Source organism: Curtobacterium sp. MWU13-2055, assembly GCF_023242305.1.
In the GTDB taxonomy this organism is placed as follows: Bacteria; Actinomycetota; Actinomycetes; order Actinomycetales; family Microbacteriaceae; genus Curtobacterium.
In genome coordinates this window covers 79462-103695 of record NZ_JALLIO010000002.1, presented here as the reverse complement: position 1 = coordinate 103695, position 24234 = coordinate 79462, and the positions used below count along the sequence as shown (strand labels likewise).

At 71.2% G+C, this 24234-nt stretch carries 26 protein-coding genes and 1 tRNA gene; 15 read left to right on the top strand and 12 right to left on the bottom strand.

Annotated features, from left to right (window positions below):
* Positions 1 to 71: 71 nt before the first annotated feature.
* Positions 72 to 848 (top strand): endonuclease/exonuclease/phosphatase family protein, encoded by a 777-nt coding sequence (locus tag M4960_RS05140; protein ID WP_248703642.1) that lies wholly within the window; start codon positions 72 to 74, stop codon positions 846 to 848.
* Between the two features lie 483 nt (positions 849 to 1331).
* Here M4960_RS05140 and M4960_RS05135 read toward each other — a convergent pair whose 3' ends face one another.
* The 3 genes from M4960_RS05135 to M4960_RS05125 are packed head-to-tail and all read right to left on the bottom strand — an operon-like array spanning position 1332 to position 4023.
* Entirely contained in the window at positions 1332 to 1949 is a 618-nt protein-coding gene (locus tag M4960_RS05135) for a methionine ABC transporter permease (RefSeq protein ID WP_111084480.1), read from the bottom strand.
* A 50-nt stretch (positions 1950 to 1999) separates the two neighbouring features.
* A complete protein-coding gene (locus M4960_RS05130) occupies positions 2000 to 3070 on the bottom strand; it encodes a methionine ABC transporter ATP-binding protein (protein ID WP_173169286.1) in 1071 nt (356 codons plus the stop codon).
* On the bottom strand, positions 3070 to 4023 hold the full coding sequence (locus tag M4960_RS05125; protein ID WP_248703641.1) for a MetQ/NlpA family ABC transporter substrate-binding protein: 954 nt from the start codon (positions 4021 to 4023) through the stop codon (positions 3070 to 3072). The genes M4960_RS05130 and M4960_RS05125 overlap by 1 nt, the downstream gene beginning before the upstream one ends.
* A gap of 146 nt (positions 4024 to 4169) precedes the next feature.
* Between M4960_RS05125 and M4960_RS05120 the strand changes: the two genes are divergently transcribed.
* The gene (locus M4960_RS05120; RefSeq protein WP_248703640.1) at positions 4170 to 4664 is read left to right on the top strand and encodes a 2'-5' RNA ligase family protein; all 495 of its coding nucleotides are present in this window, start codon (positions 4170 to 4172) and stop codon (positions 4662 to 4664) included.
* A 182-nt stretch (positions 4665 to 4846) separates the two neighbouring features.
* Here the strand turns inward: M4960_RS05120 and M4960_RS05115 are convergent, their stop codons facing one another.
* The 3 genes from M4960_RS05115 to M4960_RS05105 form a co-directional block, all read right to left on the bottom strand.
* Positions 4847 to 6094, bottom strand: a complete 1248-nt coding sequence (locus M4960_RS05115; protein ID WP_248703639.1) for an FAD-binding protein — start codon at positions 6092 to 6094, stop codon at positions 4847 to 4849.
* Between the two features lie 41 nt (positions 6095 to 6135).
* A complete protein-coding gene (locus M4960_RS05110) occupies positions 6136 to 7617 on the bottom strand; it encodes an MDR family MFS transporter (RefSeq protein WP_131879367.1) in 1482 nt (493 codons plus the stop codon).
* 132 nt (positions 7618 to 7749) lie between these two features.
* Complete coding sequence (locus M4960_RS05105) at positions 7750 to 8031, bottom strand: acylphosphatase (RefSeq protein ID WP_228504877.1); 282 nt, start codon at positions 8029 to 8031, stop codon at positions 7750 to 7752.
* 166 nt (positions 8032 to 8197) lie between these two features.
* On the opposite strand from M4960_RS05105, the gene M4960_RS05100 reads away from it, so the two are divergent.
* The 7 genes from M4960_RS05100 (at position 8198) to M4960_RS05070 (ending at position 14712) form a co-directional block, all read left to right on the top strand.
* Positions 8198 to 8896 (top strand): NUDIX domain-containing protein, encoded by a 699-nt coding sequence (locus M4960_RS05100; RefSeq protein WP_111084339.1) that lies wholly within the window; start codon positions 8198 to 8200, stop codon positions 8894 to 8896.
* A gap of 8 nt (positions 8897 to 8904) precedes the next feature.
* Entirely contained in the window at positions 8905 to 10176 is a 1272-nt protein-coding gene (nadA, locus tag M4960_RS05095; protein ID WP_248703638.1) for a quinolinate synthase NadA, read from the top strand.
* Positions 10177 to 10245: 69 nt separating this feature from the next.
* Entirely contained in the window at positions 10246 to 11877 is a 1632-nt protein-coding gene (gene nadB / locus M4960_RS05090) for an L-aspartate oxidase (RefSeq protein ID WP_248703637.1), read from the top strand.
* Complete coding sequence (nadC, locus tag M4960_RS05085; protein ID WP_173169291.1) at positions 11874 to 12752, top strand: carboxylating nicotinate-nucleotide diphosphorylase; 879 nt, start codon at positions 11874 to 11876, stop codon at positions 12750 to 12752. The genes nadB and nadC overlap by 4 nt, the downstream gene beginning before the upstream one ends.
* 2 nt (positions 12753 to 12754) lie before the next feature.
* On the top strand, positions 12755 to 13948 hold the full coding sequence (locus M4960_RS05080) for a cysteine desulfurase family protein (RefSeq protein WP_248703636.1): 1194 nt from the start codon (positions 12755 to 12757) through the stop codon (positions 13946 to 13948).
* Between the two features lie 93 nt (positions 13949 to 14041).
* Positions 14042 to 14308 carry a hypothetical protein gene (locus M4960_RS05075; protein ID WP_123938580.1) on the top strand — a complete coding sequence of 89 codons (267 nt, stop codon included), beginning with the start codon at positions 14042 to 14044 and terminating at the stop codon, positions 14306 to 14308.
* Positions 14309 to 14630: 322 nt separating this feature from the next.
* Positions 14631 to 14712, top strand: a tRNA-Ser gene (locus M4960_RS05070).
* 69 nt (positions 14713 to 14781) lie between these two features.
* Here M4960_RS05070 and M4960_RS05065 read toward each other — a convergent pair.
* Entirely contained in the window at positions 14782 to 15294 is a 513-nt protein-coding gene (locus M4960_RS05065; RefSeq protein WP_248703635.1) for an MSMEG_6728 family protein, read from the bottom strand.
* Between the two features lie 89 nt (positions 15295 to 15383).
* Here M4960_RS05065 and M4960_RS05060 point away from each other — a divergent pair, with 89 nt between their 5' ends.
* Positions 15384 to 15980 (top strand): NAD(P)H-dependent oxidoreductase, encoded by a 597-nt coding sequence (locus tag M4960_RS05060; protein WP_165901113.1) that lies wholly within the window; start codon positions 15384 to 15386, stop codon positions 15978 to 15980.
* A 116-nt stretch (positions 15981 to 16096) separates the two neighbouring features.
* On the opposite strand, the gene M4960_RS05055 is transcribed toward M4960_RS05060, so the two are convergent.
* Positions 16097 to 17149, bottom strand: a complete 1053-nt coding sequence (locus M4960_RS05055; RefSeq protein WP_248703634.1) for a Gfo/Idh/MocA family protein — start codon at positions 17147 to 17149, stop codon at positions 16097 to 16099.
* A 275-nt stretch (positions 17150 to 17424) separates the two neighbouring features.
* Positions 17425 to 17868 carry a type II 3-dehydroquinate dehydratase gene (gene aroQ, locus M4960_RS05050; RefSeq protein ID WP_123313893.1) on the bottom strand — a complete coding sequence of 148 codons (444 nt, stop codon included), beginning with the start codon at positions 17866 to 17868 and terminating at the stop codon, positions 17425 to 17427.
* A 143-nt stretch (positions 17869 to 18011) separates the two neighbouring features.
* Between aroQ and M4960_RS05045 the strand changes: the two genes are divergently transcribed.
* The gene (locus M4960_RS05045) at positions 18012 to 19682 is read left to right on the top strand and encodes a sodium:solute symporter family protein (protein WP_248703633.1); all 1671 of its coding nucleotides are present in this window, start codon (positions 18012 to 18014) and stop codon (positions 19680 to 19682) included.
* 22 nt (positions 19683 to 19704) lie between these two features.
* Positions 19705 to 20040, top strand: a complete 336-nt coding sequence (locus tag M4960_RS05040; protein WP_111084327.1) for a hypothetical protein — start codon at positions 19705 to 19707, stop codon at positions 20038 to 20040.
* A gap of 215 nt (positions 20041 to 20255) precedes the next feature.
* On the opposite strand, the gene M4960_RS05035 is transcribed toward M4960_RS05040, so the two are convergent.
* Positions 20256 to 20783 carry a hypothetical protein gene (locus M4960_RS05035; protein ID WP_248703632.1) on the bottom strand — a complete coding sequence of 176 codons (528 nt, stop codon included), beginning with the start codon at positions 20781 to 20783 and terminating at the stop codon, positions 20256 to 20258.
* 96 nt (positions 20784 to 20879) lie between these two features.
* Between M4960_RS05035 and M4960_RS05030 the strand changes: the two genes are divergently transcribed.
* From M4960_RS05030 to M4960_RS05020, 3 genes are read left to right on the top strand one after another with little or no spacing between them, the layout of a single operon-like run.
* A complete protein-coding gene (locus M4960_RS05030) occupies positions 20880 to 21296 on the top strand; it encodes a VOC family protein (RefSeq protein ID WP_248703631.1) in 417 nt (138 codons plus the stop codon).
* Positions 21297 to 21345: 49 nt separating this feature from the next.
* Positions 21346 to 22017, top strand: coding sequence for a DNA-3-methyladenine glycosylase I (locus M4960_RS05025; RefSeq protein ID WP_248703630.1), 672 nt, complete (start codon positions 21346 to 21348; stop codon positions 22015 to 22017).
* 50 nt (positions 22018 to 22067) lie between these two features.
* Complete coding sequence (locus M4960_RS05020) at positions 22068 to 22886, top strand: DJ-1/PfpI family protein (protein WP_123292056.1); 819 nt, start codon at positions 22068 to 22070, stop codon at positions 22884 to 22886.
* A gap of 61 nt (positions 22887 to 22947) precedes the next feature.
* On the opposite strand, the gene M4960_RS05015 is transcribed toward M4960_RS05020, so the two are convergent.
* The gene (locus M4960_RS05015; protein WP_248703629.1) at positions 22948 to 23418 is read right to left on the bottom strand and encodes a GNAT family N-acetyltransferase; all 471 of its coding nucleotides are present in this window, start codon (positions 23416 to 23418) and stop codon (positions 22948 to 22950) included.
* Positions 23415 to 24212, bottom strand: a complete 798-nt coding sequence (locus tag M4960_RS05010) for a LysR family transcriptional regulator substrate-binding protein (RefSeq protein ID WP_248703628.1) — start codon at positions 24210 to 24212, stop codon at positions 23415 to 23417. The genes M4960_RS05015 and M4960_RS05010 overlap by 4 nt, the downstream gene beginning before the upstream one ends.
* Positions 24213 to 24234 lie beyond the last annotated feature (22 nt).

The following is a 24234-nucleotide window of genomic DNA, read 5'->3' as shown; positions in this document are numbered from 1 at the left end:
GCATCCGTTTGCGAACGCCGAGTACGGTTGCCGCGGCAGGGTGACCCGGACCACCCGGACAGGAAGGCAGCATGGCCGCGCCAGAACAGCAGAGCACGATCGCCACCGACGCAGGCGTGCCGCCCACTTCCCTCCGGGTCGTCAGCTACAACCTCCGGGAGCACACCGCGAACGGTGAACTCGCCGCCCTGGCCGAGGCCTCCGACGCCGACGTCCTCTGCGTGCAGGAGTGCGACAGCAACGACCTCGCCCCGTCGATCGGTGGGCTCTCGCTCGCCGCGTCGACCCGCACGAACCGCCTCGGACTCGCCATCTACAAGCGCGACGACCGCTTCGAGGTGCAGGACTTCAGCATCCACTCGCTGCAGAAGTCCCTGCACGACCGGGTCCTCGCACCCGCGCACGAACGGCTCATCGCGATGCACCTGCGCGACACCGAGGCCGACGCCGAGGTCGTCGTCGCCTCGTTCCACGCCTCACCGCTGACCGCGACGAACTCCCTGCGTCGCAAGCAGATCGAGGCGGCGCACCAGTTCCTCCGCGAGCTCGCGAAGGACGTCCCCGCGGTCATGGTCGGCGACTTCAACTACCCCTGGTTCCAGACGAACCTGCGTCGCAAGATCGAGCAGGGCGGGTTCGCACTGTCGCTGTCCGACCAGCCGACGTACCTGCGGTACCGCAAGTTCACGGGCCACTTCGACTTCGCGACGAGCGTCGGGCTGCACATCGCCGGCGTCGAGACCCTGCCGGCGGGCATCTCCGACCACCGTCCGATCCTGGTGCGCGCGCACTACGAGCACCCCGGAGCGACCGGCACGATCGAGACCGTGGAGTCCCCGGCCGCCTGACCCGCGCGAGGCCCCGCGCCCCCGCCCCCGCGCCCGCCCGCCCCACTGCTCCCGAGGTTCCGAAATCTCGGCATCTCGGCGTTCGCAGCGGATGTTCGTGGAACCTCGGCGGATCGCGTGCGGCAAGTCGTGGAACCTCGACGACCTGACGGAGCAGGCACGGCACCGAGCGGCGCCTGGGACCCGCCCCGGCCCCGCCCCGCCCGCGCCGCTGCCCCGAGGTTCCGAGATCTCGGAACCTCGGCGTCCCCAGCGGGCGTTCGTGGAACCTCGGCGGAACGCGTGCGGCGAGTCGTGGAACCTCGGCGGGCGTGGGTGGCGCCTCGTCGGTGACCGCTCGGCGGACGACGCGGGGCGCGCCCGCAACGCGGCAACGCACTGGAGGCCCGGTGCCGGTTCCAGGAACCGGCACCGGGCCTCCAGGCAGTCACGACCACGGCACGTGCCGAGGTCGCAGCACACGCCGCGCGCGGCGCGCCCGCGTCAGCGACGCAGGGTCGCGCGCGCCAGCCGGTTGCCGACGAACTGGCCGAGCTGCACGATGACGACGATCGCCGCCACCGACACGTAGACGATCCACCAGTCGTACCGCTGCGATCCGTAGGTGATCGCGTACTCACCGAGTCCACCGCCACCGATCAACGCACCCTGCGCCGTCATGTCGACGATGCCGATGTAGATGAACGTGTAGCCGAGGATGAGCGGCCCGAGGCCCTCGGGGATCAGGACGGTCAGCAGGATCGAGATCGGGTGCGCACCCGATGCTCGAGCTGCCTCGACGACGCCGGGGTCGACCGCGAGCAGGTTCTGCTCGACGATGCGCGACACGGCGAAGGCCGCTGCCAGTGAGATCGCGAAGGTCACCGCGGGCACGCCGATCGTGGTCTGCACCACGACGCGCGACAGCGGGGCGATCGCGGCGAGGAAGATCACGAACGGGATCGGCCGGACCAGGTTCACGACGACGTTGATGATCGTGTACGCGGTGCGGTTGCCGAGCAGGTTGCCCGGCCGGGTCGCGTAGAGCAGCAGCCCGAGGGCGAGCCCGATGACGCCGGCGATGACGAGCGACACGAGCGACATGACGATGGTGTCGCGCATGGCGGCGAGGAAGACGTCGAACGTGTCGATCACGCTCTGGAACGAGTTGTTCACGCTGCTGCCTCCTCGTCGGTCGTGACCCCGTCGGCGCGCAGGGCGGCGACGGCGCGGTCGATGGCGTCCGGTGCACCAGCACCAGCACCGGCGTCGGCAACCCCGCCGGCCGTCAGCTCGTACGTGAGCGAACCGATCCGGCGCTCGCGGATCTCGCCGACCCCGCCGTAGACGAGCTCAGCGGTGACCCCAGCGGAGCGGAACACCGCGTCGATCCGGTTCTGCAGCCCGGCCTCGTCGGTGATCTGCACGGTCACCAGACGACCGGGGTGGCGTTCGCGCAGGCGAGCGAGCGTGTCGACCGAGGGGCGGTCGTGCAGCGCGGTGCGGACGAACCGCTGCGCAGCACCCGTCTTCGGCGCGGAGAACACGTCGTAGACGTCCCCGACCTCGACGACGCGACCCTGCTCCATCACGGCGACGCGGTCGGCGATCTGCCGGACGGCGTCCATCTCGTGCGTGATGACGATGATCGTGACGCCGAGTTCCTTGTTCACCCGGCGGAGCAGCCCGAGCACCTCGGACGTGGTCTCCGGGTCGAGGGCGCTGGTGGCCTCGTCGGCGAGCAGCAGGTCGGGCGACGCCGCGAGGGCCCGCGCGATGCCGACGCGCTGCTTCTGACCGCCGGACAGCTGCTCCGGGTAGGCGTGGGCGCGCTCGAGGAGCCCGACGAAGTCGAGCAGCTCGGCCACGCGACGGTCCCGCTCCTCCTTCGGCACACCAGCGACCTTGAGCGGGTACGCGACGTTGCCGGCGATGGTGCGGGACCGGAACAGGTTGAACTGCTGGAAGATCATCCCGATGTTGCGACGCGCCAGACGGCGATCCCGCTCGGGGATCGCCGTCAGTTCCTTGCCCGCCACGGTGACGGTCCCGGAGCTGGGGAGCTCGAGGGCGTTCACCAGACGGACCAGGGTGGACTTGCCGGCACCGGAGTACCCGATGACGCCGAGGACCTCTCCCTGGTGCACGTCCAGGGAGACGTCCTCGACGGCCACCACGGTCTCGCCGGTGTCGGCGCGGCGGTAGTGCTTCGAGACGCCGCGGAGTTCGACGAGGACCGGCACTACTCTGCTGCCGCCTTCGCGTCGGACTCGACCGTGGTGAGCTCCTTCTGCAGCGAGGCGGCGCTCTCGTCGCTCGGGACGGCGTCCGGGTAGTCCTTCGCGAAGACCTTCTGCACGGCCTCGTCCTGGAACAGCTTCGCCAGGTCGAGGTACGTCTTGTTGGTCTTGTCGGCGTCGCGGACGGCGAAGACGTTCACGTACGGGGCAGCCGAGGCGCTCTTCGGGTCGTCCTGGAAGATCGCGTCCTTGGTGTCGAGCCCGGCCGAGGTGGCGTAGTTCACGTTGACGATCGCGCCCTCGACGGAACCCTGCTGCAGGGCGTTCGCGGTCTGCGAGGCGTCGAGCGTCTGCACGTCGACCTTGTGCGAGGTGATGTCGGCCGTGGTCGAGAAGGCGTTGCCGCCGTCCTTGAGCTCGAGCAGGTCAGCGGCCTGCAGGACCAGGAGCGCACGGGCCTCGTTGATGGCGTCGTTCGGGATCGCGACCTTCGCACCGTCCTCGAAGTCCGCGACGTCGGAGACCTTCGTCGAGTACAGCGGCAGCGGGTAGACGGCCGTCGCGCCGATCGGCTGCAGGTCGTCGTCCGAGGTGACGTTGTAGTTCGCCAGGTACTGGATGTGCTGGAACTGGTTGATGTCGATCTGCTTGTCCTTGAGCGCAGGGTTCGGCAGCGAGTAGTCCGAGAAGTTCTGGAGCTTCACGGTGACGTTGAGCTGCTCCTTGGCGGCCTTCACGTACGTGTTCCAGTAGGGCAGCGACTTGTCCGAGACACCGATCGTGACGGTCTTCGGCGCAGCGTCACCGGCGGCAGCGCCACCGCTGTCGCCACCGGAGCGCACGACTCCGACGATGACGGCGACGACGATCGCCACGACGACGATGACGGCGGCGACGATCCAGCCGATCGGGCGCTTGCCCTTCGGCTTCTCGGGCAGTGCGGGGGCTGCGGACATGCTGGTGCTCCTCGTGGGCCGTGCTGTGCGGGGGAGCCGCGGTGGTCCGCGGCGTGGAGTCGAGTGTGACGGGAGCGGGTCCCCGGTGCGAGTTCCGTTCCGCCGTGTTACATCGCCGTCACGGGGTGCGTTGGTTCACTCGGTACGTGCGCAGCATCGAACTCGTCCTCGACGGCCCCTCGGACGCGGCGGTCCGTGCACTCTGGCAGACCCTCGTCGCCGCGGAGCTGCCGAGCCTCGGCCACTCGGGGACGAACGACCCACACGTCACCCTCGTGGCCGGCGAGGCCGTTCCCGTCCCGACGGACCTCGACGTCGCGGTGCCCGAGACCCTGCGCGTCGCCGGCGTCCTGCTCTTCCCCGCCGGCCCCGGTCGCCACGTGCTCGGCCTCGGCGTGGTCGTCGACGAGCCACTGGCCCGTTTCCACCGCGCGGTCGATGCCGCCGCTCCGGGCTCGGTCGACCCGTCGCTGCCCGGTCGGTGGGCGCCGCACGTCACCCTCGCTCGGCGGATCCGCGACGTCGACCTGCCGGCGGCGCTCCGGGTCCTCGCTGCGGACGCGCCCCTGCCCGAGGTGCTCACGGTGGGCGGTCTCCGGCACTGGGACGGGGGTGCGAGGGTGGTCACCCGCTTGCGCTGACGCACGCTGCGGACCGGCACCGGGCCTCCCGGACGGAAGGGGCGGCACGGTCGGCAAGGGCCTGCGGAACCAGGTTCCGGACACGGAACTGCGCGATCGCGTGGTGCTGTGTCCGGAACCTGGTTCCGGGGCGCAGGTGCGCGGGTGCGCGGGGCGCAGGGGCGTCGGACTGGAGGCGCGGGTCAGGCCCGCAGCACCCGCTCGCCGAACGCGGATGCGAACGTCCGGTCCGGGTCGGCTCGTGCGATCAGCTCACGGACGTCCGCCACCCTCGGGTACAGCTCCGCGATCGCGTCGCCGTCGAGCGAGCTCATCTTGCCCCAGTGCGGTCGCCCGTCGAACGGAGCGAGCCGCGCCTCGAGGTCGGGCAGCAGCGCAGCGACCGCCTCCGGGTGCTTCTGCCAGGTGAACGCGATGCAGAGCACGTCCTCGCCCTGGGTCGGGCTCAGCCAGAGGTCGTCGGCCGCCATCGTCCGGAGCTCGCACACGTGCAGGTGCGGCTGGATGCGGTCGGCCAGCCCGCGCAGGGCGTCGAGCGCCGCCGCCGCGTGCCGGAGCGGGACGAAGTGCTCGCTCTGCACCTCGGACCCGTGGCTCGGCACGGACTCGATGGGGAAGTGCGGCAGCCGGTCCCACCAGGGGCCCACCGACCCGTCGCGGGCCGTGTGGTGGCCGTCGCCGGGGGAGCCGGGCAGCCGGGGAGCGCCGAACAGGTCGTCCGGCACGGCGGTGTCGTCGGCGCCGTCGGGGACCCGGGACTTCACGAGCGCCTCGCTGATCTCGTCGCCGAAGACCGTGTAGGCGCACACCGAGTACCCGGCGGCGTGGACTGCGACGACGTGGTCGGTGAACGTGCTCCACGGGAACGGCCCGTACGAGTCCTGCCGCATCCGGTACGTGGGTTCGAGGTCGAGCGTGACCCGGGTCACGATGCCGAACAGCCCGAGGTGCAGGGCGGTGCCGGGGAACGCCGGGTCGGTGCGGTCGACGGTCCGGAGCGAACCGTCGGGGCCGAGCAGTTCGAGGGACCGGACCGCGGTGGTCAGCGAGCCGAGGGTGGTGCCGGAGCCGTGGGTGCCGGTGGCGACCGCGCCGCCGACGGAGATGTGCGGGAGCGAGCCCATGTTGTGCAGCGCGAACCCGGCGCGGTCGAGGTCGGGAGCGACGACGCCGTAGCGGGTGCCGGCTCCGAGGGTCGCCGTCCGCCGCTCGGGGTCGACGACCAGGTCGGTGGGGATCGCGGTCAGGTCGAGCAGGACGCCAGGGGCGTCGGCGGAGTCGTTGAACGAGTGCCGGGTGCCGAGCCCGTGCACCCGCGGGGAGCGTGCGACGACCTCGGCTGCTTCGTCGATCGAGCCCGGTCGGAGCACCTGCTCGGCCGTGTAGGTGACCGTGCCGGACCAGTTCAGTTCGCTCGCCGTCGACCGCATGCCGCCCACGATGTCACGTGGACCCGTGGGCGGCACTGCTGTCAGTGCGCGGGCGGGGGCGTCGGCGCGCCCTCGGGCACCGCCGGACGGGTGACGAAGACCGATGCCAGGATGCCGAACAGCGAGATCACCGCGCCGACCATGAACGCGGTCTTCACACCGGAGGCGGTCGCAGCGGCCACGGCGTCCGCACCCGCGCCGGTCGCTGCCGTGGCGGCGCCGATCGTGAGCAGGGTGACGAACAGGGCGGTGCCGGCGGCTCCGGCGAGCTGCTGCGCCGTGCCGAGGACCGCGCTGCCGTGCGAGTAGAGCTTCGGGGGCAGGCCACCGAGCGCCGCCGTGAACAGCGGGGTGAACGTGAGTGCCAGGCCGATGCTCAGCACGACGTGCGCCCCGAGGACGAACCACACGCTGGTGTCCACGCCGACCGTGGAGAGCGCCCAGAGCACCGCGCTGACGATGATCGAGCCGGGGATGAGCAGCACGCGCGGTCCGCGACGGTCGTAGATGCGTCCGACGATGGGGGAGAGGAGCCCCATGAGCAGCCCGCCGGGGAGCAGCAGCAGTCCGACGTTCAGGACCTCGAGCCCGAGGACGCGCTCCAGGTAGATCGGCAGCAGGATGAGCGTGCCGAACATCGCCATGAAGCTCAGCGCCATCGCGACGATCGGGACGGTGAAGCCGCGGGTCTGGAAGGTGCGCAGGTCGAGCAGGGCGCTGTCGGTGCGCTGCAGTCGGGTCTGACGGAGGATGAAGACCGTCAGGGCGACGGCACCGACGACGAGCGCGGTGACCGGGACGAACAGGCCGGTGGTGCCGGCCTCGCCGATGCTGGACAGGCCGTAGACGATCCCACCGAACGCGAACGCGGACAGGATCACCGAGACGACGTCGAGCGGTGCCCGGCGGGGCGTCGAGACGTTGCGGACCTTCACCATGCCGAGGATGAGCGCGGCGATCGCGATCGGCAGGACGAAGCCGAACAGCCAGCGCCACGAGAACGCGTTGAGGATGAGCCCGGAGATCGTCGGGCCGATGGCCGGCGCGACCGAGATGACGATCGAGATGTTGCCCATGATGCGGCCGCGGTGGGCCGGGTCGACGAGGGTGAGCACCGTCGTCATCAGGAGCGGCATCATGATCGCGGTGCCGCTGGCCTGGACGATGCGGCCGACGAGCAGCAGCGTGAACCCGGGTGCGAGCAGGGCGATCAGGGTGCCGGCCGAGAACAGGCCCATCGCCCAGACGAAGACGGGGCGGGTGTTGAACCGCTGCAGCAGGAACCCGGTGATCGGGATGACGACCGCCATGGTGAGCAGGAAGCCCGTGGTCAGCCACTGCCCGGTCGCCGCACTGATGTCGAGGTCGTCCATGAGCCGCGGCAGCGCCACGCCCATGATCGTCTCGTTGAGGATGACGACGAACGCGGAGACGAGCAGCAGCCCGATCACGAGACGGGTCTCGGCAGCGGTCGGTTGCGAGACGCTTCCCGTGCGGGGGGCGGAATCGACGGCCTGGGTCATGCGGGAGCTCCTGGTGGATCACGACTGGTGGAACGAGGTGGCGCAGAACGCGCAGACAGGGCAACCGCCTGAGTGGATTCGATTATTCCGCTCCGCACCGACATCCGCACGTGAACGGTCGGTGCGACCGGGTCAGTGCAGGATCGCGAACCCGTCGGCGTCGCCGTGCGGCACGACCGGCCGGAACTCGACGTCCGTCACGGTGGCGGACGGTGGCCCGCTCCGCAGGCACTCCATCAGCGTCTCGACCGCGACCGACGGCCCCTCGGCCTCGACCTCGACGGTGCCGTCCCAGAGGTTCCTGGCGTACCCGACGAGGTCGAGCCCGTCGGCCTTCCGTGCCGTCCAGTACCGGAACCCGACCCCCTGGACGGTCCCCGACACCACGGCATGCATCCTCGTCACCGTCGTCATGATCCTCACCGTATCCACGCGGGGCCTCCCGGAGTTTTCGGCCTCGTGACGATCTGTTTCCGGTTCGTGACGACCCGGAGCCGCCTGCGGGCGCAACACACCGCGAAGCGGTGATAGGGTCATCGCAACCCGAACACTTCGAGTCAGAATGACATTAAGGTCCACCATGGACGAAGCAGGCATCCGCGTCGCGGTCTCGACCGTGATCGTCGCGCTGCGCCCGCACCCCGACACCGGGGCGCCGGCGCTGTGGATGCCGCTGGTGCGCCGGGTGGCCGAACCGTTCGAGGGGTCGTGGGCATTGCCCGGCGGTTGGGTCGGCGTCGACGAGGGACTCGAGGACTCCGCCGCGGCCCGACTGCGCGAGACGACGAACGTGCAGCCCCGCTACCTCGAACAGCTCTACGCGTTCGGCGACGTCGGCCGCTCACCGAGCCGGGTGGTGTCGATCGTGTACTGGGCGCTCGTGCACCCGGACGAGGCGAACGTCGTGCCGGACGACTGGAACGTCCGCTGGTTCCTCGCCGACGAGCACCCGCCGCTCGCCTTCGACCACGACCGGATCGTGGAGTACGCGCTCTGGCGGCTCCGCACCAAGATGTCGTACTCCCGCATCGCCCAGGCCTTCCTGGGGGACCGGTTCACCCTCGCCGAGCTGCGCGGGGTGTACGAGGCGGTGCTCGGGCGCGCGCTCGACCCCGCGAACTTCCGTCGGCAGGTCGAGAAGACCGACGCGATCCTGCCGACCGACGAGACCACGAGCGGGGGTCGGCACCGTCCGGCCCGGCTGTACCGCTCGAACCCCGACCTGGCCTACGCGGACAACGGCCCGCTGCAGCAGGGCACACGACCGCAGAACCGATAGGAACCACCGTGTCCATCGCGACGACCATCGACCTCATCTCGAACGGCAAGGCCGGCGGCAGCACCTGCACGCCCGACCTCGCCATGCCCACGTGGGACTTCGACTCCCGGCCCGGGTACGGCCCGGGCTCGTCGATGACCGACGTCATCCCGACGAGCGCACCGCGGCAGGGCGTGCTGCCGGACGAGTACAAGACCGCGCCGACCGACGAGCTGCACGAGCGCATCGAGCGGGCGAAGGCGACGCTCGGCGACCGGGTCGTCGTCCTCGGGCACTTCTACCAGCGCGACGAGGTCGTCCGGCACGCGGACTTCCTCGGCGACTCGTTCCAGCTCGCCAACGCGGCGCTGACGAAGCCCGACGCCGAGGCCATCGTGTTCTGCGGCGTCCACTTCATGGCCGAGACCGCCGACATCCTGGCCCGCGACGACCAGCGCGTCATCCTGCCGAACCTCGCGGCCGGCTGCTCGATGGCGGACATGGCCGACATCGACAGCGTCGAGGCCGCCTGGGCCGAGCTGACCGCCGTCTACGGCACGGAGCCCGACGCCGACGGCCGGGTGCCCGTCATCCCCGTCACCTACATGAACTCCGCTGCCGACCTCAAGGCGTTCTGCGGGCGCAACGGCGGCATCGTCTGCACCAGCTCGAACGCCGCGACGGTGCTCGAGTGGGCGTTCGAGCGCGGGCAGCGCGTGCTGTTCTTCCCCGACCAGCACCTCGGTCGCAACACCGCCAAGGCCATGGGGATCAGCACCGACCTGATGCCGATGTGGAACCCCCGGAAGCCCCTGGGCGGCAACGAGACGAGCGACCTCGAAGCGGCGAAGGTCATCCTCTGGCACGGCTTCTGCTCGGTGCACCGCCGCTTCACGGTCGACCAGATCGACCGGGCCCGCCGCGAGCACCCCGGCGTCCAGGTCATCGTGCACCCCGAGTGCCCGATGGCCGTCGTCGACGCCGCCGACCACGCCGGCAGCACCGACCTGATCCGGAAGACCGTCGCCGCGGCCACCGAACCGACGACGTTCGCGATCGGCACCGAGATCAACATGGTGAACCGGCTCGCCGCCGAGTACCCGCAGCACACGATCTTCTGCCTCGACCCGGTCGTCTGCCCGTGCTCGACGATGTACCGGATCCACCCGGGCTACCTCGCCTGGGTGCTCGAGGCCCTCGTGCGCGGCGAGGTGCTCAACGAGATCGTCGTGCCCGCCGAGGTCCAGGCCGACGCCAAGGTCGCGCTCGAGCGCATGCTCGCGGCCAAGCCCCGCGGCTGAGCCCCGAGCCCCGCGGCTGAACCCAAGCGCGAGCCCGAGCCCGAACCCGAACGACCGAGGGAGACCACCGTGCACGTCGTCATCGTCGGCTCCGGCATCGCCGGACTGACCGCAGCGATCCGTGCCAGCGCCGTCCACGACGTCACGCTGGTGACGAAGGGCGCGCTCGCCGACAGTGCCACCGCGTACGCCCAGGGCGGGGTCGCGGTGGCGCTCGGAGCCGACGACTCGCCGGCACTGCACCAGGCCGACACCCACGTCGCGGCAGCCGGCAGCGCGGACGCGCGCGCCGTCGAGGTCCTCTGCACCGACGGGCCGGCCCGGGTCCGCGACCTGCTCGCCCTCGGTGTGCCGTTCGACCGCTCGACCGACCCGTCGGCACTCGACCGGTACGGCGACGACCTGGCCCGCGGGCGCGAAGCCGCGCACGGACGCTGGCGCGTGGTGCACGCCGACGGCGACGCGACCGGCGCGGCGATCGAGCGTACGCTCATCGACGCGCTGCACCGCCAGCACGTCACGATCCTCGAGCGCACCTGCCTCACCGACCTGGTCGTGCGCGACGGCACCGTCGTCGGCATCGACGTCCTCGACCTGCTCGGCGAACCCCGACGGATCGACGCCGACGCCGTCGTGATCGCCTCCGGGGGAGCGGGACACCTGTACCGCGAGACCACCAACCCGCTCGTGGCGACGGGGGACGGCGTGCCCGCCGCGTGGCGTGCCGGAGCGGTGGTCGCCGACCTGGAGTTCGTCCAGTTCCACCCGACCCGCCTCGCGGTGCCGGACGGCGGGCTCGTGTCCGAGGCCGTCCGCGGCGAAGGAGCCGTCCTCCGCGACGCGCGCGGACGCCGCTTCATGACGGCGGTGCACCCGGACGCCGAGCTCGCTCCACGCGACGTCGTCGCCCGCGGCATCGCCGCCGCCGTCCGCGACCAGGGCGGCGCACCGGTGCTCCTCGACGCCACCGGACTCGGCGCGGACTTCCTGACCGGACGCTTCCCCGGACTCACCCGGGCCACCCGTGCGGCCGGTTTCGACTGGACCCGACAGGGTGTGCCGGTGTCCCCGGCGGCCCACTACTCGATGGGCGGCATCGCCACCGACGCCGAGGGGCGCACCAGCCTCCCGGGGTTGCTCGCGATCGGCGAGGCCGCGTGCACCGGGGTCCACGGCGCGAACCGACTGGCCTCGAACTCCCTGCTCGAGGGGCTCGTCTTCGCGGTCCGCGCAGCGGACGCGGTCGCCGGAACCCGGCCCGGCCTGCTCCGCCTGCGGGGGAACGCAGACCTGCGCGTGACCAGCGTTCCCCGAGCGGCGGACGTGATCCGCGCCTCCCGTCAGACCCTGCCTGGAGGCGCGACCCACCTCGACGACGTCGGTGCCGTCCGGCAGGCGGTCCAGGCCGTCATGACCGACCGCGTCGGGCTGCTGCGTGACGCGACCGGACTGGCGAGCGCCCGGCGCGACCTCGACGCGCTCACCGCGCCCGCCACCGGCGGCGTGCGCGAGCACGAGGACCGCGCACTGCTCGACCTGGCACGGCTGGTGGCGCTCGCCGCCGAGACCCGCACCGAGTCCCGCGGTGCCCACGCCCGCACCGACCACCCCGACACCGATCCAGCAGCCCCGGCCTCGTACGCCTGGGTCGCCGAGACGGTCACTCGACACATCGCCGTTCCGCAGGAGGTTCCCGCATGACCATCGACCCCGGCACCATCCCGCCGCACGCCCTCCGCCGCGTCATCGAGACCGCGCTGGAAGAGGACGCGCCCTGGGGCGACGTCACCAGCGAGACGCTCATCCCGGCCGACGCGACCGCGACGGCGACGCTCGCGGCCCGTGAGCCCGGAGTACTGAGCGGCGGGACCGTCTTCGTGGCGGTCATGCACGCGGTCGACCCGTCGATCCGGGCGAGCCTGCACGCCGACGAGGGGTCCGCGTTCACCGCCGGCGACACTCTCGCCACCGTGACGGGGTCGGCGCGTTCGGTGCTCCGCGCCGAGCGGGTCGCGCTGAACCTGGTGCAGCGCATGTCGGGAATCGCCACCGCCACCGCGGCCCACGTCGCGGCCGCAGCGGGCACCTCGGCGCGCATCGTCGACACCCGGAAGACCACGCCAGGGCTCCGTGCGCTCGAGCGGTACGCCGTGCGCTGCGGCGGCGGGCACAACCACCGCACGTCGCTGTCCGACGCCGTGCTGGCCAAGGACAACCACCTGGCCGTGCTGCTCGCCGGCGGCATCGGCATCGGTGACGCGATCACCGCAGCGCGGCAGCGGCTCGGGCACACCGTGCACGTCGAGGTCGAGGTGGACCGCATCGACCAGATCGAGCCCGTCGTCGCGGCGGGCGTCGACACGATCATGCTCGACAACTTCACGCCGGCCGAGCTCGAGACGGGTGTCGGCATCGTCGCGGGTCGCGCGCTCGTCGAGGCGTCGGGCGGGGTGTCACTCGACACCGTCGCGGCCATCGCCGCGACCGGGGTCGACGTCATCTCGGTCGGGGCGCTCACCCACTCGGCCCGGGCGCTCGACCTCGGGCTCGACATCGCGGTGGCGGCCGGGGACTGACCGTGTTCTACCTGGACCGGGCGGCCACGACCCCCGTCCGCCGCGAGGTCCTCGAGGCGATGTGGCCGTACCTGACCGGCGTGTTCGGCAACCCGTCGTCGACGCACGGTGTCGGTGACGAGGCCGCGCGCGGGCTCGCCGCTGCACGGGCCACGGTCGCCGGCGTGCTCGGCTGTCGACCGGCCGAGGTCGTCTTCACCACGGGTGGGACCGAGGGTGCGAACACCGCGGTCAAGGGGATCGCGCTCGCCGCCCCACGCGGACGCCACGTCGTCACCAGTGCGATCGAGCACGAGGCCGTGCTCGAGAGCTGCGCGTACCTGGCACGCTTCCACGGCTTCGACGTCACGGTGCTGCCGGTCGCGTCGGACGGCCTGGTCGACCCGTCGGTGCTGCGTGCGGCGCTCCGGCCGGACACGACCCTCGTGTCGATCGCGCACGCCGACAACGAGATCGGCACCGTGCAGGACGTCCCGGCGCTCGCCGCCGAGGCCCACGCGGTCGGCGCGCGCTTCCACACCGACGCCGTGCAGTCCGCGCCGTGGCTGCCGGTCGGGCTCGACGTCCTGGGCGTCGACGCACTGTCGCTGTCCGGGCACAAGATCGGGGCGCCGAAGGGGACCGGCGTGCTCGCGGTCCGGTCGGGGGTGCCCGTCGAACCGTTGCTGCACGGCGGGGGACAGGAGCGGGGCCGACGCTCCGGCACCGAGGACGTCGCCGGCGCGGTGGCGGTCGCGACGGCGCTCGGGCTGGTGGCCTCCGGCGGTGCTGCTGCCGCCGGTGGTGCTGCTGCCGCCGGCGGTGCTGCTGCCTCTGGTGGTTCTGCTGCTGCCGCCGCCGCGACGACCGTCCGTGACGCCGTGCTCGACGGGGTGCTCGCCGCCGTCCCCGGCGCGTTCGTGACCGGGTCGCGCGAGCACCGGCTGCCCGGGCACGCGTCGTTCTGCTTCCCCGGGGTCAACGGCGAGACCGTGCTGCTCGAGCTGGAACAGCGCGACGTCGTGTCCTCGTCGGGCAGTGCCTGCGCGGCGGGCAGCACCGAGGCGTCGCACGTGCTCACCGCGCTCGGGATCCCGGACGAGGTCGCCCGCACCGCGCTCCGACTCACCTTCGACGGTTCCCTCGGCGCCGAGGACGTCCCGGTCGTCGTCGGAGCCGTCGCGGACGCCGTGGCCACCGTCCGTGCACTCGGCTGACGTGTCGAACGCAGGGTGTACTAGACGTTCTACTCCATGAGTGGGGTCGTGTCCCCCCTTATGCGGACACGGAATCTGCGCCAGAGTGTCCACATGGCAAACGTGATGTTGACCCGGACACGACGGGACGACCGCTTCCGAGCGGTGCAGCTCCTGCCCGCACCGGCGACCCTCGTCGCGCTCGCCCTGGCTGCGCAGCACGACCTCGGCACCGCCCCCCTCGGGCTGATCGCCGCCGTCGGAGCCCTCGCGACCGTCGGGAGCGCCCTGCTCCCCATGATCCGACCCGCCGCCGCTCGACGATCGATGCCCGCACCGATCGAGACGGACCGGTACCGAGAGGACACCGAACACCCTTGAGGTCCGACACCGCCCGGCTCCTCCCGTGATCCGGCCGGTGCCCCAGACCGGATGCCGATACCCCTGATCGACATCCGGAGCGGGGCGCGACGTTCCCCCTGTCGTCGCGTCCCGCCACACACCGCGACCCGCCGTGGGCCGACGTCGACCCCCTGAACGACGTCAGTTCCCCTGCAGCCCACGGCGGGCTCCCGGTGTCTCCCGCTCCCGCTACCGTCGGGGCATGCCCTCGTACCGTGTGACCCTGGCGATCGGCGCGCTCGCCGCCGGCACCGCGCCCGACGCCGTCCTGCCCGCTGCGGCCCGGCTGGTCGCCGAGCACGCCGTGGTCGAGGCGCAGGACGTCCGCCTGCTGCGCGGTGTGCCGTGCGCGGTCGTCCGGTTCGAGTCCGACGACGACGCCACGGCAGCGGTCGTGCGCGACCGGGCCGTGCACGGCCTCCGCGACGTGGTCGAGATCCGCTCCGACGTCGTCACGCGCCGCGACGGTGCGCGGTGGATCCCGGTGGCGTGACGGCTGCGGCCGTGCCGTCCGGGGCGTGCGGCGCGCCCGGCCAGACGTAGTCGAGGTCGTCGGGCGCGTCCAGGAACAGTGCGCGGTAGTGCTCCGGCGCCTTCTGCACCAACTTCGAGCGGTGTGACGCGTGCAGGGCCTCGTCGTCGTTCCACGGCGGGATCGGGACGTCGCCGCGCTCGTACGCCGCCAGGTCCTCCGGGACCCGCCCGAGGTCCAGCAGCGTCTTCTCCAGGCAGGTGTCCACGTGCCCGCGGTCGACCCAGACGCGGCACGTCGCCTCCTGGTACGCCATCAGCGCCGGACGGTAGCCGCGCCACATCGCGGTGACCGGGTGGTGCTGCCAGCCGTACCCCGGCAGCGTCAGCGCGCGCATCACCTGCAGGGTCTCCACGCGCTGCTTGCCGAGACGCCGGTCGTCGAGGACCTCGGCAGAGGCCCGGAAGTCGGCGTACGGCAAGAACGTCTGCATGCCGCGGGACGGTACCCGGGGGGCCTGGCACCCGACACATGTCGTCACACGCGGACCGCCCCGGTGGCAGGCGTGTGAGCATCGACCGCATGAGTGGAGAACTGGTCGTCGGCGTCAGCGGTAGCCCTTCGGACCCCTCGAGGACGTCCACCCTGGTCGCGGCCACGGTGGCGCGCCTCGGGCAGGAGATCGAGGGTGCCCGCACCGAGACCATCGAGATCGGCCCGCTCCTGGCCGACCTCGGTGCCGCGTCCTCGCGCGAGGCGATGTCCGAGCGCACCCGGGCGGCACTCGAGACCGTCGAGGCCGCCGACGTGCTCGTCGTCGGCAGCCCGGCGTTCCGCGCCGCCTACTCCGGCGCGTTCAAGCTGTTCTTCGACTGGATCGGGCAGTACGACCTCGTCGACACCCCGGTCCTGCTGACCGCGACGGGCGGCAGCGACCGTCACGCCCTGCTCGTCGAGCACCAGATGCGCCCGCTGTTCGGCTTCTTCCAGTCGACGACGCTGCCGATCGGGGTGTTCGGCAACGAGCGCGACTTCACCAAGCGCGAAGGCGGCTACGACATCGGCAACGTCGACCTGGAACTCCGCATCGACCAGGCCGTGCGCCGGGCGATCCCGATCATCCGCGGGGGCTTCGCCACGGCCGGCCTGGCCGACGTGCGGCGCCCCGCGGACTTCTGACGCGGGGCCGCCGCTCTCCCGCGCGTTCCTGGCCGATTCGGGCGTACCTGGTCTGAAGTTCTCACCAGGTACGCCCGAATCGACCTCGCATCGCAGACGTCGTGGGAAAGAACGCGCTACGGAGCGGGGACGGTGACCGTCTCGCCCGACGCCGCCGACCGGCGCGCCGCGTCGAGCACCTCGACCACGTGCACCGCGTCGTCGACGGGCACCGGCACCGGACCGAGCCCGCGGACGGCCTGCGCGAACCGCTCGTAGTAGTCCGTGTAGGAGCTCTGCGCCGACGGGACGTCGACCGTGCCGGACTCCGTCGTGAGGGTCCCGGACGAGGGCTCGACTCCCCAGGTCGACCGGTCGTCGGCAGGTGACGCCCCCGCCACGGCTGCCTGTGCCTGCACGTCGGTGCTCGTGGCCTCGTACGTCCCGTCGACACCGTCGAGGCGGAGCTGCCGTGCACCCAGCCAACCGGCCTTGTTCGACGTCAGGACGGACTCGACGCCGGACACGTGCGTCGCTGCGAGCGTGAAGCCGGCGTCGATCGGGCCGTCCTGGTCGCGGCCGAGCGAGCGGGCATCGCGGACGTCGAGCGTGCAGGACACCCGGGCGATCGGTCCGAACAACGACACGGCCTGGTCGACCAGGTGCGATCCGATGTCGGAGAGCACACCGCCGCCGATGCCGGTCGCGATGCCGTGCCGCTCGACCATGTCGAAGCGGGACCAGAAGCGCAGTGGCGTCCCGACCCGTCCGGCGTCCAGCACGCTCCGGAGGGTGGTGAGGTCGGTGTCCCAGCGGCGGTTGTGGAAGGGCGTGATCACGACGCCGGCGTCGGCCGCGGCCTGCCGGATCTCGCGCGCGGTGGCCGGGTCCGGGGCGAACGGCTTGTCCGCGACGACGGCGACCCCGGCGGCGATCGCCTGCAGGACGAGTTCGCGCCGGGTGGACGGGGGAGTGGTGACGACGACGGCGTCGACGCCCGCGGCGATCAGGTCACCGAGGGAGTCGTACACAGTGACGCCGGGCAGGTCGGTCGCGAGCTGCTCGCGCTTCGCGGCCGAGCGGGCGACGACGCCGACGAGGTCGATGCCTGCCGCGTCCAGCAGGAACGGGCGGTGGAATGCCCGCCCTCCGATGCCGTAGCCGACGAGTCCGATGCGCACTTTGTCCATACATGTGAACCTAGCGCGTCCAGCCCGCGTTGGGAACGTTCCAACGAGGCGGACGGGAGGCCCGCGGCGGCCCCGCCACGGGCCTCCCGTCCGCCTTTTGCGCGCGTGTCGGGCGCGACGTGCGCGCGTGACCTGCGTGACGTGCGCGACCGCCAGGTTCCACGACTTGCCGTCCGCGTGACACCGAGGTTCCACTCCGAGGCGGCAGCGGCGCCGAGGTTCCGAGATCTCGGAACCTCGGCGGGGCGAGAGACGCCCGTGCGGCGTGACGGGTGTCAGGCGATGAGGGACGCGACGTGCGCGACCGCCAGGCGGTAGCCGTCGGCGCCCGCGCCGGCGATGACCGCGGTCGCGGCGGTGGCGACGTGGTCGACGTGCCGGAAGGGCTCGCGCTTCCACGTGTTCGACAGGTGCACCTCGACGACCGGGACGGACAGCGCCTCGACCGCGTCGTGCAGCGCGACCGAGGTGTGTGCGTAGGCCGCGGGGTTGATCACCACGGCGGCGAAGTCGTCGAGGGCCTCGTGCAGCCACTCGACCAGTTCGCCCTCGCGGTTCGTCTGGCGGAAGTCCGCGTCCAGTTCGTGCACGGCCGCCTCGGTGTGCACGATCGCCTCGAGCTCGGCGAGCGTCACGGTGCCGTACTGCTCCGGGTCGCGCCGCCCGAGGATGTCGAGGTTCGGTCCGTTGAGGACGAGGATGCGCGCCTGGTCGGTCATGGGGCGAGCCTAGCGATCGCGGGCCACGGGGTACCGCCGGGCAGACACATACCTCGGCTATGTGAACGGTCACAATTCGGTGTAACGTCTCCGTCCGGGTCGGCGGAGTTGTCGACTGCAACACACTGACGTGGAGATGTTGAATGGTTCTCGCTGCAGCGAACGAAGGGATCCGGCTCGACTTGGGCTGGGTCGACTACCTGATGGTCATCGTGTACTTCGCGGTCGTCATCGGGATCGGGTTCACCGCCCGCAAACAGGTCCGGACGAGCATGGACTTCTTCCTGTCCGGGCGCTCGATGCCGGCGTGGATCACGGGCCTGGCCTTCGTGTCCGCGAACCTCGGTGCGACCGAGATCCTCGGCATGGCCGCCAACGGTGCCCAGATCGGCATGGCGACCCTGCACTACTACCTGGTCGGCGCGGTGCCGGCCATGGTGTTCCTCGGGCTCGTGATGATGCCCTTCTACTACGGCTCCAAGGTCCGGTCGGTGCCGGAGTTCATGCTCCGCCGCTTCGGCAAGGCCCCGCACCTCGTGAACTCGATCGCGTTCGCGGTGTCGAACGTGCTCATCGCGGGCATCAACCTCTACGCCATGGCCATCGTCATCGAGGCGATGCTCGGCTGGCCGGAGTGGCTGGCCATCGTCGTGTCCGCCGGCTTCGTGCTCGTCTACATCACCCTCGGCGGGCTCTCCAGCGCGATCTACAACGAGGTCATGCAGTTCTTCGTGATCATCGCCGGGCTCATCCCGCTGACGATCGTCGGTCTGCACCGCGTCGGCGGCTGGGACGGACTGTCGTCTGCCATCGTGGAGACCCAGGGCGTGCAGCACCTGCAGGCGTGGGCCGGCACCGGCTTCGGTGACGTGACCAACCCGATCGGCGCCAACTGGCTCGCGATCGTGCTCGGCCTGGGCTTCGTCCTCGGCTTCGGCTACTGGACCACCAACTTCACCGAGGTGCAACGCGCGTTCTCGGCGAAGAACATGTCCGCAGCACGCCGCACGCCGCTCATCGCCACGATCCCGAAGCTGTTCATCCCGGCCATCGTCGTGATCCCCGGTCTCATCGCCGCGGCGGTCGTCGGCAACCAGTTCGCCGACGGCTCGCTCACCTACAACGACGCGATCCCGAAGCTCATCCAGATGTACCTGCCGACCGGTGTCCTCGGCGTCGCGGTGACCGGCCTGCTCGCGTCGTTCATGGCCGGCATGGCGGCCAACGTCTCGTCGTTCAACACCGTCTTCACGTACGACATCTGGCAGCGCTACATCAAGCCGAACATGCCGGACATCCACTACCTGAAGACCGGTCGCTGGGTCACCGTCGTCGGCGTCCTGGTGGGCATCGCGACCGCGTTCATCGCGGCCCAGGCGTCGAACATCATGACGTACATGCAGACGCTGTTCTCGTTCTTCAACGCGCCGCTGTTCGCCGTCTTCATCCTCGGTCTGCTCTGGAAGCGGATGACCACGCAGGGTGCGCTCTGGGGCTACGTGCTCGGCATCGTCACGCCGACGATCACCTGGATCGCGTACCTCGTGAACCCGGACCTGTTCGCCACGGCGACCGCCGAGACCCTGTACGGCGCGATCATCTCGTTCGTGACCGTCCTGATCGTCGGGTTCATCGTCTCGATGTTCACCACGCCCAAGGACGAGAAGGAGCTCGGCGGTCTGGTCTACGGCATCGGCAAGATCGACCTGCACGGCGACTCCGTCGCGACCGACACCGCCTGGTACCGCTCGCCCGCACTGCTCGGCACCGTCGCACTGATCCTGTGCGTCGTCCTGTACCTGCCGTTCCTCTGATCCGCGAAGGAGATCACCGACCATGAGTGACACCACCACCCCCGGCGCGCTGACCGAGGAGCAGAAGGCCGCCCTCGTCCGTTCGACCCGTCGTCTCGACCTGCGCCGCATCCTCGGCGGCCTGTTCGTGCTCTACGGCGTCATCGTGACGATCGTCGGCATCGTCCACTGGGACACCGACCCCGAGAAGACCGGCGGCATCCACATCAACCTGTGGGTCGGACTGTCGATGCTCGTCGGCGGCCTGCTGTTCTTCCTCTGGGACCGCCTGAACCCGGTGCCGGCCGAGGACATCATCGGCCAGGCCGAGGCCGAGGCCGACCAGAAGGCTGCCGGCGAGGGCCGCGCGTCCGCCTGACCTCGGGCGCGCGCCACTGAGCCGACTCGGAACGACGAAGCCGCTGTCGCTCGACAGCGGCTTCGTCGTTCCGAGTCGGTGTCCTGGATCACTTGACGTGGCCCGCGCTGGACTCGTAAAATTGATATGTCGACCGCGTGCTGCTCGGTCGAAAGTGAGCCCCGGAGAATCCTGCAGCCAGCGCGGGACCGGGGTTTTGCGCTGTCCAGGGTCGTTCACCCCACGCGGACAAGGGTGCTGTCGAGCTCGTCGTCGAGGCCCGCCACGTGCGCACCGCAAGCAAGATCAGCCAGTGCGACCAGTGGTTCATCGACCCCGCGGACGTGCTCGTGTCGCACCGGAACGCCGACTCCTCGTCGTCGAAGGGCATCGAACATCGACCGGTCGCCGTCATCTCGTGCCCTCCCTCGCGATTCGAGGACGAGGAGTGTGACGCCCCGCACCTCGAGCTCCCAGACGAGTCGCTCCAAGCACCGGCGTCGTCGCCGTTCGGCGCGCGCAGCGGCTCCCTCGTAGCGGACGACGACGATCTCGACAGCCCGTCGGAGGAGGTCGAGCCACGAGAGCCGCTGACCGGGGAGGGCTTCGTACCAGTGCAGCTTCCGCATCCGCCTCGGTGTCGCTGCCCGCACGTCCACACGTGCGGTTTCGCAGGCGGATGCCGTGATGACCACGGCCGCCATGACGTACGTCGTGTGGTCGCGTCCGCCGCCCGGCTCCGATTCGTCGACGTACGCCCGCATCGGTCCAGCATATTGCGTATCAGTCCGTACCCCGACGGAACGGTTGCGCATCGCCGCGCCACGGGCCAGGTTGAGCGTGACGAAAGGAACATCCCCATGGACACGATGGTCTTCATCAACCTGCCCGTCACCGACCTCGACCGTTCGAAGGCGTTCTACGAAGCCCTCGGCTACTCGATCAACCCGATGTTCAGCGACGACACCGCTGCGTGCATCGTCATCAGCGACACGATCTACGTCATGGCGCTCACCCACGCGAAGTTCGCCGACTTCACCGAGAAGACGATCGCCGACGCCGGCACCGTCGAGGTCATCAACTCGCTCACCGCCGGGTCGAAGGACGAGGTGCACCGCATCGTCGACGCCGCCGTCGCGGCCGGCGGGAGCGAGGACCGCGCGCCGATGGACCTCGGCTTCATGTTCCAGCGGAGCTTCACCGACCCGGACGGCCACCGGTGGGAGTACGTGTGGATGGACCCGCAGGCCGCCCAGGACGGCCCGCCGGCCGAGTGACCACACGGCCGGCAACGACGGTGTCGGCGGCGCACGCCAGGATGGTGCGATGAGCACCGAGCCCGCAGCCACCGAGCCCGCAGCCACCGAGCCCGCAGCCACCGAGCCCGCAGCCACCGAGCCCGCGCCCCACTCCGACCTGGTGATCGGCGACGACGGACTCGCCCGACCGGTGTGGGCATCGACGGACGAGCTGCTCCGCGACTACTACGACACCGAGTGGGGCATGCCCGTGCGGGGCGAGCGCGGCGTCTTCGAGCGGCTGTCACTCGAGGCGTTCCAGTCCGGCTTGTCGTGGCGCACGATCCTGGCGAAGCGTCCGGCGTTCCGTGCGGCGTTCGCGGACTTCGACCCCGACACCGTCGCGGGCTTCGGCGAGGACGACGTCGCTCGGCTGATGGCCGACGCCGGCATCGTCCGGAACCGGGCGAAGATCCTCGCGACCATCACCAACGCGAACGCGACGGTCGCCCTGCGGCAGGACGGCGGGCTGTCCGACTTCGTCTGGTCGTTCCGTCCGACGACGACGCCCGAACCGGAGTCGTACGCCCAGGTCCCGACGACCTCCGACGAGTCCGTCGCACTCTCGAAGGCACTGCGGAAGCGCGGCTTCGCGTTCGTCGGTCCGACCACGATGCACGCCCTGATGGAGGCGCTCGGCATCGTCGACACGCATCTGCTCGGCAGCCACCGGCGCGGGACCTCGGGCGTCTGGAACTGACCAGGACGCCGACCCCACCGCCGGCGAGGGCACCGGGCTAGGGTCGCGGCATGAGCACCGACCAGCCCAACCCGCGCGTGCGTCCTGTCCACCCGGTCGACGCCGACGTCGTCGACGTGCCCGTCGACGTGCCGGCCCCCACGCCGGACACGGCCGGGGACGCGGCGACGGAGCCGGAGCCTGGCCACGACCCCGCCGAGGTCCGGATCGCCTTCCTGCTCTTCCCGGACCTGACGCAGCTCGACTTCACCGGTCCGGCGCAGGTGCTCTCCCGGGTGCCCGGCGCACGCGTCGAGTACGTGGCGGCGACGCTCGACCCGGTGCCGACCGACTGCGGGTTCGCGCTGGTCCCGACGACGACCATCGCCGAGGCGGGTCCGGCGGACGTCCTCGTGGTCCCCGGCGGTGACGGCGCCTTCGACGCGATGCTCGACCCCGAGCTCATCGGGTTCGTCCGGCGCGAGGCCGAGCGCGCCACCTGGGTGACCTCGGTCTGCACGGGTGCGTTCGTCCTCGGTGCCGCGGGACTCCTCGCCGGCAAGCGTGCGACGACCCACTGGGCGTCGAAGCCGATGCTCGAGGCGTTCGGGGCGCAACCGGTCGACGAGCGGATCGTCGACGACGGCGCGGTCGTCACGGCGGCCGGCGTCAGTGCGGGCATCGACATGGCGCTGTGGCTGGCGGCCGAGCTCGCGGGGCGGGCAGCGGCCGAGGCGATCCAGCTGCAGATCGAGTACGACCCGCAGCCGCCGTTCGACGCGGGCTCCGCGGAGCGCGCCGACGCCGTCGTGGTCGCCCGCGCACGGGCTGCGGCTGAGGCAGCTCGCGGGGACCGCGTCACCCGCGCAGCGGCTGCCGTCCTGCCGTGACGACACAGCGCCGCGACGACACAGCGCCGCGACGAAGCGGCAGATTCCAGCGGCAGAACCCTCAGACCAGCGGCTTCTGCATCTGCGTCGCCGTGACCTCGTACCCGAGCGAGGCGTACAGGTCCTGCGCGCCGGTGTTGTAGCCGAACACGTTGAGCCCGATGCTCGTCGCGCCGTGCTCCGCTGCAGCCCGCTGGCCGAGCTCGAGCGCACGTCGGGCGTGCCCGCGACGACGGTGCGGTTCGTCGATCTCGACGTCGAACACCCACCAGTCGGTCCCGCCCGGCGCGAACGGGCCGATCCAGAGGTACCCGACGGCCGTACCGTCCTGGTCGAGGACGTCCCACACCAGGTGTCCGTCGGCCGGGGCCCCGCCCGGGAACCACTGGTCGAGCGACTTCTGCTTGTTCGCCTCGGCCTGTTCGCGGGTCTCACCCGCCTGCATCCGCGACGCCACGTACTCGGCCATGGTCCGGTCGAGCCAGGCCGGGAGGCGCGTGGCCGGCATCTCCTGCAGGCGCGTGTCCGTCATCGGTTGCCCTTCGAACCCCGGCTCGGCTTGCCGCGCATCTTCCCGCGTCCGGGGGTGGGGCCCTTGCCGGTGTTGGACTTCTTGCCGCTGCCGGACTTGCCGCTGCCGGGCGACTTCGCCTTCGCCTTGCCGCCGGCGCTTCCGGCACCCGCTCCGCCCTTGCCCGATCCGCCCTTGCCTGATCCGCCGCCGGCCTTCGAGCCAGCTTGCGTCGCTCGCAGGGCCTCTTCGACGTCGCGATCGGTGCCGGTCGGCTGGTTCCGCGAACTGTTGGCGGTGCGTCCGCGCACCACGCCGATGAACTCCTCGGTGGTCTCGGTGGCGTCCTCGTCACGCCAGACCAGCGCGATCTGCGTGCCGGGGGCGCCGAAGAGCGGGCGCGCGACGAGGTCCTTGCGGCTCGCCGCGCGGAAGAGCGACTGGGGGAGCACGACCACGCCGACGTTCGCCTCGACCAGGTCGAGCGCGGCGGCGATGTCGGCCGGCACCGGACCGGCGTCGACGACGTGCACCTCGGCGTCGGCGAGGTCCACCTCGGCCAGGTCGGCGAGGGGGGAGTCCTTCGGCATCGCGACCACGGCGGTCTCGGTCCAGAGCGGGATGGCGTTGTGCTGGTCGGAGACGGGCATGCGTGCGAAGACCATGTCGACCTCGCCGTCGAGCGTGTCGTCGACGTCGTCGGACCCGATCGGCCGCAGTCGCAGTTCGATCGAGGGGTGTCGATCCCGCCAGACACGGGCCCACTTGGCCGGGGAGACCCCGGGCACGAATGCGATGGTGAGTGCCGCGGTCATGCAGACGAGCATAGGGGCCGTA